This window comes from Flavivirga eckloniae, assembly GCF_002886045.1.
GTDB classification, from domain to species: Bacteria; Bacteroidota; Bacteroidia; order Flavobacteriales; family Flavobacteriaceae; genus Flavivirga; species Flavivirga eckloniae.
Genome location: NZ_CP025791.1, coordinates 358,685 through 371,433, shown reverse-complemented (window position 1 = coordinate 371,433; position 12,749 = coordinate 358,685). Strand labels below are relative to the sequence as shown.

The 12,749-nt window shown below is 33.9% G+C and carries 13 protein-coding genes; 2 read left to right on the top strand and 11 right to left on the bottom strand.

Annotated elements, in window-relative coordinates; all coding sequences use genetic code 11:
- Nucleotides 1-498 carry a CAP domain-containing protein gene (locus C1H87_RS01530; protein WP_102754130.1) on the top strand — a complete coding sequence of 166 codons (498 nt, stop codon included), beginning with the start codon at nt 1-3 and terminating at the stop codon, nt 496-498.
- A 336-nt stretch (nt 499-834) separates the two neighbouring features.
- On the opposite strand, the gene C1H87_RS01525 is transcribed toward C1H87_RS01530, so the two are convergent.
- The 9 genes from C1H87_RS01525 to C1H87_RS01485 form a co-directional block, all read right to left on the bottom strand.
- The gene (locus C1H87_RS01525; RefSeq protein WP_233783292.1) at nt 835-1,845 is read right to left on the bottom strand and encodes a Gfo/Idh/MocA family protein; all 1,011 of its coding nucleotides are present in this window, start codon (nt 1,843-1,845) and stop codon (nt 835-837) included.
- Nucleotides 1,846-1,875: 30 nt separating this feature from the next.
- Nucleotides 1,876-2,595, bottom strand: coding sequence for a YebC/PmpR family DNA-binding transcriptional regulator (locus tag C1H87_RS01520; RefSeq protein ID WP_102754129.1), 720 nt, complete (start codon nt 2,593-2,595; stop codon nt 1,876-1,878).
- Between the two features lie 620 nt (nt 2,596-3,215).
- On the bottom strand, nt 3,216-3,506 hold the full coding sequence (locus C1H87_RS01515) for a 4a-hydroxytetrahydrobiopterin dehydratase (protein WP_102754128.1): 291 nt from the start codon (nt 3,504-3,506) through the stop codon (nt 3,216-3,218).
- Between the two features lie 59 nt (nt 3,507-3,565).
- Entirely contained in the window at nt 3,566-4,405 is an 840-nt protein-coding gene (locus C1H87_RS01510) for a sugar nucleotide-binding protein (protein WP_102754127.1), read from the bottom strand.
- A gap of 14 nt (nt 4,406-4,419) precedes the next feature.
- The gene (gcvT, locus tag C1H87_RS01505) at nt 4,420-5,502 is read right to left on the bottom strand and encodes a glycine cleavage system aminomethyltransferase GcvT (protein WP_102754126.1); all 1,083 of its coding nucleotides are present in this window, start codon (nt 5,500-5,502) and stop codon (nt 4,420-4,422) included.
- A gap of 156 nt (nt 5,503-5,658) precedes the next feature.
- Nucleotides 5,659-6,762: a hypothetical protein gene (locus C1H87_RS01500; RefSeq protein WP_102754125.1), complete on the bottom strand. Its 1,104-nt coding sequence runs from the start codon at nt 6,760-6,762 to the stop codon at nt 5,659-5,661.
- Nucleotides 6,763-6,898: 136 nt separating this feature from the next.
- On the bottom strand, nt 6,899-7,810 hold the full coding sequence (locus C1H87_RS01495) for a C1 family peptidase (RefSeq protein WP_102754124.1): 912 nt from the start codon (nt 7,808-7,810) through the stop codon (nt 6,899-6,901).
- A 359-nt stretch (nt 7,811-8,169) separates the two neighbouring features.
- The gene (locus tag C1H87_RS01490; protein ID WP_158655093.1) at nt 8,170-8,676 is read right to left on the bottom strand and encodes a hypothetical protein; all 507 of its coding nucleotides are present in this window, start codon (nt 8,674-8,676) and stop codon (nt 8,170-8,172) included.
- A gap of 171 nt (nt 8,677-8,847) precedes the next feature.
- Nucleotides 8,848-9,723: an AraC family transcriptional regulator gene (locus C1H87_RS01485; RefSeq protein WP_102754122.1), complete on the bottom strand. Its 876-nt coding sequence runs from the start codon at nt 9,721-9,723 to the stop codon at nt 8,848-8,850.
- Nucleotides 9,724-9,826: 103 nt separating this feature from the next.
- Here C1H87_RS01485 and C1H87_RS01480 point away from each other — a divergent pair, with 103 nt between their 5' ends.
- The gene (locus tag C1H87_RS01480; protein ID WP_102754121.1) at nt 9,827-10,186 is read left to right on the top strand and encodes a DUF983 domain-containing protein; all 360 of its coding nucleotides are present in this window, start codon (nt 9,827-9,829) and stop codon (nt 10,184-10,186) included.
- Between the two features lie 183 nt (nt 10,187-10,369).
- On the opposite strand, the gene thrC is transcribed toward C1H87_RS01480, so the two are convergent.
- Together thrC and C1H87_RS01470 are read right to left on the bottom strand one after the other, a co-directional pair.
- The gene (thrC, locus tag C1H87_RS01475; protein ID WP_102754120.1) at nt 10,370-11,662 is read right to left on the bottom strand and encodes a threonine synthase; all 1,293 of its coding nucleotides are present in this window, start codon (nt 11,660-11,662) and stop codon (nt 10,370-10,372) included.
- 134 nt (nt 11,663-11,796) lie between these two features.
- On the bottom strand, nt 11,797-12,723 hold the full coding sequence (locus C1H87_RS01470; protein ID WP_102754119.1) for a homoserine kinase: 927 nt from the start codon (nt 12,721-12,723) through the stop codon (nt 11,797-11,799).
- Between the last annotated feature and the right edge of the window lie 26 nt (nt 12,724-12,749).

Below are 12,749 nucleotides of genomic sequence, written 5' to 3'. Positions count from 1 at the left end.
ATGAAGTCAGTAACAAAACTGTCATTATTGACATTGTTTGCTGTGTTGACGCTCACTTCTTGCTCAACAGACAGCATTGATGATAAAACGGATACTATCGAATTAAGCCTTGTTTCACTTGAGGCAAAAGAGATAGAAATAGAAATACTTGAACTTATTAATGATTATAGATTGTCTCTTGGATTAAACACTTTAGAAGACATGTCTGTAGTTAAATCTGTAGCTTATAGCCATACAGATTATATGGTGGATAACAACGTGGTATCTCACGATAATTTTTATACCCGTAGCAATTATTTAAAAGCTAATGCTGGTGCTAAAAAAGTATCTGAAAACGTAGCCTATGGGTATAGTACTGCACAAACGGTAGTAAAGGCCTGGATAAAGAGTGACGGACATAGAGGGACTATAGAAGGAGACTTTACAAACTTTGATGTTTCGGCTGAAAAAAATGAAAATGGAAGGTGGTATTTTACTAACATCTTTATAAAAAAATAATAGTGCTTTTTAATAAGCAGCAAAGCATAACCTATTTTAATTGAACTATTTTATAGCGATAACTGTATTATGACTTATACAGTTTGGAATTAAAAGAGGTTATATTGATAACTTAATTGTTATTGAATTTAGCTTTAGGTAAAAAATCCTTCCAGTTTTCTGGAAGGGTTTTTGTTTTAAACTTTTAGAATCGACTTTGTATTTTAGTACTAGTGCAGAATTCCGTGTCATTTCGAACACAGTGAGAAATCTCACCAACCATATTAACATAAACTTGTATTGTAAGATATCCTCTTGCTGTCGAGACACAGGAGGCTTAGTGTAACATGCATTAATTTATAGGTTACCTAGAATCTTATCCATAACCCAACTCGTATGAAGGGCAGTAGTTCCCGTAGATGGGTGCGTATAATTCTTTTTTATAAGCATATCTCTCATACCCGTTACGTGATGTATTTGTATATGTTTCGGGTTTTCAATGAATAATTCTTCATTTTTTGTCTCACTGTTTAATACAATTGGGTTGTCGTGAAAAATGGAAAATTGTATGGTTCCCTTGCTTCCGGAAATCAAAACTTTATCCGTATGACCATCGCAACCAAAATTCCAATTACCAGATCCTGTAACACCATTTTCATGAATCCAACAAGCCGTTACTGTGTCTTTTGACGTATAAAGACCTTGTTGATTGCCACTTATGCCATAGGCATCTGTTATATCGGCAATTAGAAAGGTAAATAAATTGAGTCCATGACTGGCCAAGTCGTCAAAGTAACCTGCTGGAGCTATTTTAGCATCTGTTCTCCAATTGTATGCTTTAGAATTATCTATATCGCTAGCAGGTTTATTATAGCGCCAATTAATATGTCTAACATCTCCTATATACTTGTTGTCTAACCAATCCTTTACTTGATTAAAACGTGGTAATGATCTTCTATAATAAGCTACGAATAGGGGAAGGTTCTTATCTTTAAACGCTTGATGTATAGCTAAACTCTCCGAATAACTAGGTGTCATTGGTTTTTCAATACAGCAAGGTTTATTGGCAGCAGCAACTTTCAGGGCATAATATTTGTGGGTGTCTGGTGGTGTCGCTATATAAACAGCATCGATGTCATCATCGTTAATCAGCTCATCAGCATCTGCAAAAACTTTGCTTACACCATGTCTTTCGGCATAGTCTTTTGCTTTGTCGAAGTCTCGTCTCATAACTGCTGCTAGCTCAAAACCTTCAATTGTTTTGTATGCGGGACCACTTTTTATTTCTGTAACATCACCGCATCCAATAATACCCCATCTAATTGTTTTATCGAGTTTTTGGGTGTGGGGTTTAACGATTGTGCTCAAAATGATAGTTTTTACTTTTTGTGTTTCTTTTTACTCTGTACTTTCCTCCATGGTATGGTATACGTTCTGTACGTCGTCGTCGTCGTCTAGTTTTTCCAAAAGTTTTTCAACGTCTGTAGCCTGTTCTGGAGTAAGTGGTTTTGTTACTTGTGGAATACGTTCAAAACCAGAAGACAGGATTTCTATTTCACGTGCTTCTAACTCGGCTTGTATGGCTCCAAAACTTTCAAAAGGTGCATATATTAAGATGCCATCGTCGTCTGCAAATACTTCTTCTGCACCAAAATCTATAAATTCTAATTCTATTTCTTCCGGATCTAAACCTTCTGAATTGATTCTAAAGTTACACGTATGGTCGAACATAAAAACAACAGAACCAGATGTTCCTAAACTACCATCACACTTGTTAAAATAGCTACGTACATTGGCTACTGTTCGAGTGTTGTTATCTGTTGCTGTTTCTACTAAAACGGCTATGCCATGAGGTGCGTAACCCTCGAAAATAACTTCTTTGTAATCGCCCTGGTTTTTATCACTAGCTTTTTTAATAGCACGTTCTATATTGTCCTTTGGCATGTTTACTGCCTTGGCGTTTTGAATAACTGCTCTTAAGCGGGAATTACCTGCTGGGTCGGGACCTCCTTCTTTTACTGCCATGACAATATCCTTACCAATACGAGTAAATGCTTTACTCATTGCGGCCCAACGTTTCATTTTTCTTGCTTTTCTAAATTCAAAAGCTCTTCCCATAATTATATGCTTTAATTTGTGATCCCTTTTAAGTATAGGAATCTGTTATTCTATAATGCTAGCAAATTTAAAAAAATCTACTAATCAAAAATAATGGTTACTAACTTTAATTTTTAGAAATTGATCTTGTGTGGAATACGGGTTATTGCCTATTTGATGTTGTGATTGCTTTATGATCTTTTCAGGACACACAGATGTGGAGAGAAAATAGTTGTTTTTTGATTATTGAACTACTGTTAACTGGAACACTTGATGTCTTTTGTTAAATCGCAAAGCCGCAAAGGAATTAAGAGTTTAAATGGTATTGATTAGCAACTGTCTACTGCCACTGAACGCTGTATACTTGGTGTTTCTCGCTGAGCCGCAAAGGAATTAAGAATTTAAATGGTATTGACTAGTAACTGCTTACTGCCACTGAAAACCGTACACTTGGTGTTTCTCGCTGAGCCGCAAAGTCGCAAAGGAATTAAGAGTTTAAATGGTATTGATTAGCAACTGCCTACTGTCACTGAACGCTGTATACTAGATATTTCTCGCCAAGGCACTAAGCCGCAAAGAGAATACTGTTATTTACTACTGAATTACTGATTACTGCCAACTGATCACTAAATACTGTCAATTCACTCCTCAGGTTCAACTATAGTATCGATAGCTTCTGCTAGTTTGAAGTCTTTATTAGTTAAGCCATTAGCATCATGAGTTGTTATCGAAATGGTAAGTACATTATATACGTTAGACCAATTAGGATGATGATTCAATGCTTCGCACTCGAAGGCAATTCTGCTCATGGCACTAAAGCAATCTTTAAAATTATCGAATTCAAACTCGGCATGAATAGCATTATCGTAATAATCCCAGTCTGGAAGGTGCAATAGTCTTTTTTCTATATCATTTTCTGAAAGTTTACTCATCGTTATATGTTTATATGGGTAGATGTTACTAATTTAACAATTTAATAGCTTAGAATCAATTATATTTTTAATTCTGATACTATTTGCTGACTTTCTAATTGTAGGTGTTTTGGTAATAGGTTGTATTTTGGTAATACTGCTAAATATCTATCGTCGTTAGTGGTATAAACATTTTTATATATCACTTTATTTTTGTGTTCGAAAGAATCAACAATTTCTTTAATAAACTCGTCGTGATGTACCAAATCCTTGCTTCCCAGGTGAAAGACTCCGTATTTGTTTCTATTTATAATATAATGAACTTGTTGGGTTACTTTTACATCATTGGTTACATTCATTATTAGGTTTGGAAAGACTTCAATAGGTTCTTTTTCTTTTATGTTTTCGTGCATTTCTGCTATTCTTGGAGATTGTGCTCCAAAAACCATAGGTAATCTTAAGATGGCTACTTGTTTTTTTGGCATGCGCAATAGCATGTTTTCAATTTTGATTTTGAAATGACCATAAATACTATTGCTTAAGGTTTTATCGGTTTCGTAACTGGGGTATTTACTGTAGGCATCAAAAACGTTGGCAGAGGATAGAAAAATGAGCTTTATTTTGTTGGTAAATACATATTCTGCAAGATGTTGATGTGCCATCAGTTGTGCTGAAAAATCACCACGAAGTGCAGAAATAACGATAGTAGGCTTAACGATGTCTAGTATTTCATAAACATCGTCTTCCTCTATATTGTAATGAAAAAAATGATTATTCTTTTCGTGTTGCTTGTTAGGGGTGCTATAAGTTCCGAAGGTTTTAAAGTAGGAGCAGAGCTCTTTATAAATGGCACCCCCCAAAAAACCGCTGGCTCCTAATATTAAAATTCTATGTTTACTTTCTTTCTCCTGCCTTTTCATTTATAGAAAATACTTTAACCTTTATAGAAAGGCAGTTTTATAACGGTTGCCGGGACTGCATTTTTACGTATTTGGATATTAATCTTACTACTAATATCAGAGAAAATGGTTGGAACATATCCCAAGCCTATTCCTTTTCCTAACGATGGCGACATGGTGCCTGATGTTACAATACCTATTTTATTTCCGTTTCCATCAACAATGTCGTAACCTTGTCTTGGAATACCGCGTTCATCAAGCTCGAATGCGATTAATTTACGTTCTGGTCCTCGTTGCTTTTCGGCTTCTAATGCTTCAGAATTTGTGAATGCTTTAGTGAATTTAGTAATCCAACCTAAACCAGCTTCAATAGGCGAAGTGGTGTCGTCAATATCATTTCCGTAAAGGCAGTACCCCATTTCTAAACGTAGGGTATCTCTAGCAGCAAGCCCGATAGGTTTAATACCATAATCTGCACCGGCTTCAAATACCTTATCCCAAATTTGTTTTACTTCGCTATTCTTGCAGTAAATCTCAAAACCACCACTACCTGTATACCCAGTAGCTGAAATGATAACGTGCTCTATACCTGCAAAGTCACCAACTACAAAGTTGTAGAATTTTATTGCTGATAAATCTTGACTTGTAATGGATTGCATAGCTTCTATGGCTTTAGGGCCTTGAATAGCTAGTAACGAGTAGTCTTCGCTTAAATTGCGCATGGTTGCTCCAACATCGTTTTTAGATTGAATCCAGTTCCAGTCTTTTTCAATATTACTGGCGTTAACTACCAGTAAATAGGTTTCTTCTTTTATTCTGTATATAATTAAGTCGTCTACAATACCACCGTCATTGTTTGGTAAGCAGCTGTATTGAGCTTTACCAATAGTTAGTTTAGAAGCATCGTTACTGGATACTTTTTGTATTAATTCTAATGCGTGCGCTCCTTCAATTAAAAACTCTCCCATATGCGATACATCAAACACCCCTACAGCTTTTCTAACGGTTTCGTGTTCTATGTTTACCCCTACGTATTGCACAGGCATATTGTAGCCAGCAAAAGGTACCATTTTAGCTCCTAGAGCTTCGTGTGTTGATGTTAATGCAGTGTTTTTCATGGTTGGTTATTAATAATTAAATTTTGTAGCGCAAAACTACATAAATTCGTAATATTCCAACCAAAAAATCATATTAAAATTCGGGATTCAGATTGTTAAAGGGAATCACATGCACGCACCCTACTGTTATAGTTAAAAAAAGTTATTGTATGCTTTTTATTTATCCAATTTCTCAACATCATTTAATTCTAAGGAAAGTTTTTCAAGGTTCTCGTTTTCAATTAGATTGAGAAGAATATAGGAATGTATCCATTTTTTGTTAAGCATGGTATAAATAAAGAATAGGAATACGAGTTTACCCCAAAAACATATTAAGAAAACTATTGATTTAAAAATTGCTGCGGCTTCTAAATCTACGGCATTAAATAACGCATATAAGGGTTGAACAACGACATACAAAGGAAGTCCTATTGTTATTCCGTAGTAATAAAAGCTTCTTTCTAAATTTCGCTTTGAGTTTTGAAAATAGTATTCCATGGAAATGAATCTGCTAAATAACAAGGCCATAGCAATTCCATTATAAATTCCGCCCAACAATCTAATAGAAGTAGAGGTTTCTTTTAGATTAAAATAATCGACACCTACAATAAAAAAAACAATATTAATAACAGTAATGGCAATAGCTATTGAGATAGGAATTTGATTTTTTATATGCCAGGTCTTATTGTCATTTTCAAGAGTAACGCTAAATAGAACCAAAAAGGATGTAAAAAGGAAAGTTGCACTAAATAAGTTTGATGAATTGGTTAAGATTTCGATACCTAAAAATTTTGCGGCGTTTAAGTTTGAAGTCGATTGCAACCCATCGGATGTGAATTTTAGTAATTCAAGAATACTTTTGTTGTTTTTAAGACTGTTTTCAAAATCATCATATTTATCCATTAGACTAAAATCCATAAAGAATTGTAGGCAATAAAAGCCAAGTAAAATTATTGCAAACCAACGAATGGAGCTTGATAGCTGGTTGATGAGGGAATTTGTTCTTACAATTTTTGAATTAAAGCTTTCTGTAGATAAATTAAAGTCTGAGCAAATCTTTTTTGTTTCTTCTTTTGAAACAAAAAGGGGAGTCCCTTTTGTTAAAGCTAGTGCCAATAAAAGAATTCCAATGTTTATGGAATCGGTTAGTAGGTTAATGTTTAAATTTTCAAAACTTGTTTTGTCTATTGTTTTTGAAATTACTGCCAGAGAAGTAATAATACCAACAACTATCCCAAGAATTTCATCATTCTGTTTAAGAAACTTTATTATTCTTTGCATAATGAGTGTTGGTTTTTTGTAAGGCTGTTTTAAAAGTTTATAAATTGGTATTTAGTTTTAAAACAGCCTTTTCTTTAAGTACTATTTTTAAAAATCTATGTTTTAAATAACAAACTATTGGTGTTTACTATTCGGTTTACATTTTAAATTTTCCAGTGTCTATCCATTCAGCAGATATTAAACACCAAAAATCGCTGGCTAATTGTTGTTTAACATATTCGTAGGGGATATAACCATAGCCTTCATCGCCCCAATTTCCCCATGAATTACGAATGATAAGTGCTCCTTTTTTATTCTTGTTATCAATTGGATTTGTAATAACCATGTTATCGTCGTAACCAACAACCATAACAGCATGGCCGCCTATTACCGATTCTGTATCACTAGGGTAGGGAATTTTGCCACTTTTAAACGTTTCTAGATCTTCGAGGGATGTATAACACGTAAACCCCATGATTGATGGTATTCCGGCACTTAGTTGTTTTTTAATGTTTGTTAGTGTTTGATTGCCACTGGTTCCCAAGGGATCTAATCTGTAATAAGCTAGTGCCTGAAAATTTTGACCATATGAGTATACAAATGCAGGTGGTTCTTCATCGAATTTTTCGGTTTCGTAAGGATAGCTACTGGTTGGAGGAACACCAAACAAGGCAAGAGCGCCCATAGCCGTTCTTGTATAAGATCCTTTGTCGCCTTTCCAGCCCAGCATATTTCTTTGAGTTTTGTATACGAAAAGTTCTGAGCCATTTATAAATTTGTTAAAGGCTCTTTTCTGGAAGTATTCGTACATACCAACGGCAGCAAATGCTGTACAAGAACCTATACCACCTTGGTTTTTAATTGGCGAACACCATTTTCTAAGATCTACTTTTTTCTTTAAGGCTTTTTTTGAATCATCAGTCATTCCTATTTTGCCCATTAAATCTTTTACCGATTCTTTTATAACGGGTTTAAGCGGGTTTTTGTGAACTGTAGATGTGTGAACGTCGTAATCCCTAATATCTGGATAGTCTTTTATCCATCCCAGATTTTTTTTAATTTGTTTCATGTTTAAAATAGCTTTAGTTGATGAAACAATATTAGGGTTATATGTATATCGATTCAATACCTGATAATAGGTATATTGTTGTTAACTAACGTTAATCTTGCTTAAGAACTCAAGGTGTTCCTCCCTATTAAAAAGGGAGGTGGATCCCGATGAGATCGGGATTCGGAGGGTTATATATGTTTGTTATTTTTAATAAAACGCCTCTTTCTTCCAATTTTTATCAAAATCGAAATTCATTTCTCGGCTTTAAATTAAAGAGGAGAGCACTGTGACTGTAAAAAAATAGTTCTGAAACAAGTCTGGGACACAGTTTAGTGAGCTAAGAGTTTAAGATAAGAGGGAATGGTGTAATAATAAAACTATCCGTTGACATAATAATTGGTAAGAACTTTTATCCTTTTTAGTTTGTTGTTTTTATAAAATTCCATTTTTACAGGTAATTCGGTTTTTTTGTCGATATACCTGATTTTTTGTAACTCATTCTGCCCTTTATAATGTTCTGTTTTTAAATGTCTGCCGTCCTCTAGGTAGGCAATGGCTCTTAATTTTCCTTGATTATTGTAGTAGTAATATTTTACATTATAAAAACCGCCACCATATTGTATGCTTTCATAAGTATAATTTGATGTATACATTCCTTCTTTAACAAGCTGCTTTTTATCATTATAAATAACATAGTATGTTTTGTCAATTGGGTTTATCAAATCATAACTAATTATATGTTCCGATTTATCGCGGTGGTTTAGTACCAACGCTTTCTTAAAAACTAAAGTGTCGTTTTGATAAACTCTCAGTGTATCTATTTCTTGTGAGAGTAGCATGTTAAAAGAACAAATTAACGTGATCAATGTTATTCTATTTATCATTATTACAAGATTTTTAAATTAATGACTCTTTGAAATGGATTATTATACAAGGCAAAGAGAGTTAATTTCGAGCATTTCTGTTACCCGGTTTCCAGTGAAACTTATATATGGTTTCCAGTGTTAAGTCTTTAATTATAAGAGCTGTGAATGTGCAGGGAATTGTAAGAAAGGCTATTGATAACTTTTTTTAAATGCCAATGGTGTTTTTCCAACTTTTAATTTAAACACTCTGGAGAAATAGGCATAATCTTCATAGCCTAATAGTTCTGAAATAGAGGATAAAGTATTGTTAGAGTGGACCATTAAGCGCTTTGATTCTAATATTATCCGTTCGGTAATCAAGTCGGTTGTGGTTTTTCCTAAAGTAGCTTTTGTAATTCTATTTAAATGTTTTGAAGTAATATTTAGTTGGTTAGCATAAAATGTTGCTGATTTTTCTGCTTTAAAATGATTATCAATCAACTTCTCTAAAGACCTTAATGTTTCTACATAAGCTAACGAAGTTTCTTTTTTAATAGATTCTATTGCATTGTAATGTCTGGTTAAATCTATATATGTTGTATTAATAAGGCTTGCTATTTTTTGTTTCTTATAAAGGAAGTCCGTACAATATTCATTATAAATATCTTTGAATTTAGACTCTAAAATTTCAATGTTTTTGGAATCTAAATTAAGAGTAGGAGGATTTTTATGAGAGTAATAAAAAGGAAATTGTTCCAATTTACTTTTGGAGAAGTGAAGCTCATAAAAGTCCTGTTTATGAAAGAAAATGTAACCTTTAGGCGGGCTATCAAACTTCCAATAATGAGTTTGACCTGGTCTTAAAAAAAATACACTTCCGGGTTTAATGGAATACGTATTAAAATCTATTTCATGTATACCAGAGCCTTTGGAGAATATTACACATAGAAAGAAATCGTGACTATGGGGTTTATGGAAAAAGTCTTTATGTCTTTCTAAATGACTTGTTAGATCACTACTATAAAAATCTGATATAGGTACATCTTGCTCAAATTGCTTAATATTTAAAACAGGTATAGGCTTCATAAAAAGAGTTATGTCCTAAAAGTACAAAAAAGAGCGTATTATTTATATACGTTACTTGCATTGAGTAGGCTAAATTTGCACAATGATTCTAAAAGGGTGAAATATGAAACTGATATCTATATTAAAAAGCAAATGTCCTCAATGTGAAAAAAACAACATTTTTAACTCTGGGGGTAATTTGCTATTATTTCGAATTCCACGAATAAAAGACAGATGCAACACTTGCAATTTTAAATTTGAAAAAGAGCCTGGTTTTTTCTTTGGAGCCATGTTTGTTAGTTATGCACTAGCAGTAGCCGAATTTATTGGTGTTTTTTTGTTGGCTCACTTTGTTTTGGGATTGTCTCTTTTATTTTCTTTTATAGGAGTAATATGTGCATCTATACTTTTTAGCACATTTAATTTTAAGTTATCCAGAACTATTTGGATTTACTTGTTCTCGAATACAGATACTAAGATGTAGATCTTTTTGTTATAACCACTGTTTACAAATTTTTCCGGTGCTGTTTGAGAAGCCCCGAGATGTGCAGTTATAATTGGTTTTTTGGGATAAGGTGTGCCATACGAACCATTTTTAAAGTATGAAATGTATTAAACAAAAATGCCATGGTAAACCCATGGCATTGAATATTATATGAAAGTTGTTTTATTTCAATAAATAAGATTTTAAATCTTCGTAAGTAGAAATTTCTAAAGCCACCTTTTCTTTACCCATTACCGCTTGAATTTGTTCTGGTAATGGCTGTTCTTCTTTAATAACTTCTTCAACAACATCCAAGAATTTAGTTGGATGCGCAGTTTCTAAAAATACACAGTGTGCCTCAGGGTTTTCTTGTAAATAGGCTTTAGAACCTAAATAACCAACAGCACCATGCGGATCTGCTACATAGTTGTATTTCGTGTAGATTTCCTTCATGGCTTCTCTGGTAGCATCATCAGAAAAACTAAATGAAGACACATTATCTTTCAGTGTTTCAAACTTGTTTTTATAAATCTCCTGAATACGGATAAAGTTACTAGGATCTCCAACATCCATAGCATTACTAATTGTTTGTACCGATGGTTTAGGCGCGTATAATTGTGTTTTTAAATACTCAGTAACTACATTGTTTTCGTTATTAGACGCAATAAAGTGATTAATTGGTAAGCCTAATTGTTGAGCCATCATACCCGCGCAAACATTTCCGAAATTACCACTAGGTACAGAGAACACAATATCATCATATTTTTTATGTAATTGCTTGTATGCAAACATAAAATAGAATAATTGTGGTAGCCAACGTGCCACATTTATAGAGTTAGCAGAAGTTAATTGCATGTTGTTGGTTAAGCTTTCATCTAAAAAAGCTCTTTTTACCATGGCTTGACAATCGTCAAACGTGCCGTTAACTTCTAGGGCGGTAATGTTCTTGCCAAGTGTTGTTAATTGTTTTTCTTGAATGTCGCTCACTTTACCACTAGGGTAGAGTATAACCACATTTACACCTTTAACACCTAAGAAACCATTAGCTACAGCTCCGCCTGTGTCTCCAGATGTAGCTACCAATACTGTAACTTCGTTGGTGTTATCTTTATTAAAATAGCCTAAACAGCGTGCCATAAAGCGGGCACCAACATCTTTAAAGGCCATGGTTGGTCCATGAAATAGCTCTAAGGTAGATATGTTATCATCCAGTTGAACCACAGGAAAATCAAAAGACAACGTTTCTTCAACAATGGTTTTTAAAACCTCGTCTGGAATCTCGGGAGATACAAATTGTTTTATGGCTTGAAACGCAATTTCAGTATATGATAATTGGTTAATATTTTTAAAGAAATCATCACCTAATGGTGTAATGCTTTCTGGGAAATACAATCCTTTATCTGGAGCTAAACCTTTTATAACAGCATCTTTAAATGATGTGTTTGGTGCTTGTTTATTTAAACTGTAATAATTCATCTTTCTGTCTTTCCTGCCTTTCGTCTACGCTTAAGATAAACTTCAGCAGGAATCTGTTTATTATTAGTTCTTGATTTTATTTTTATAATGTGATTTCTCGCTTTTGGCTCAAAATAACAAATGTATCGACTTTATTAATTTAATATTTTTATACCCTCTGTATTAATTTTCGTTACATGGGTTTCAAAGGTTATTCCTGTTTCAGAATATACCTTATTTATTGCTTCTTTTACGTTTTTAGCGTTCTCTAATCCTTTGCTTAATGTAAAAATAGAAGGTCCTGAGCCTGATATTCCAGCGCCTAAAGCGCCATGCTGTATTGCAGCTTCTTTTACTTCTTTGTAATGAGGGATTAGTTTACTTCTATGAGGTTCTACGATAACATCGTGCAACGATTTTTGTATTAAATCGTAATCACTTGTGTGCAAACTATGAATTAAACTTCCAAAATTTGCCCATTGTGTGATGGCATTTTCTAATGCCACTTCTTTAGGAAGTATAGCTCTGGCTTCGGATGTTTTTATTTCTATTTGCGGATGTATAATAGTCGCATACAAATCCTCTGGCGTTGGAATTTCTAAAATTTCTAAAGGCGACACACTTTTAACCAATGTAAAACCTCCAAAAATAGCAGGGGCAAGGTTATCGGCATGTTCACATTTACTTGCCAGAGCTTCACCTTTAATGGCGAATTGCGTTAGTTCTGTTTTGTTATAAGGTCTGCCTAAAAGCTCGTTCATACCAAAAACACTTCCAACGGCACTGGCGGCACTGCTACCAATACCGCTACCAGGTTTTATGTTTTTGTATATTTCAATTTCGAAGCCGCAATCTGGTTGAGCCGCTTCGTACATGGCTAGGGCAGAAACACCGGCTACATTTAATTCTGCTTCAAAAGGTAAATCGAAGCCTTCAATTTTAGTGATATGAATCCCTTTTTTATCAGTTTTTCTAATGACCATGTCATCGCCAATATTGTCTAAGCAAAACCCTAGAACATCAAATCCACAAGCTACATTGGCAACTGTTGCAGGTGAAAATATTTTTATTTCGTTTTTCATTTTTTAATTTCTTAGTTCTCGACTGC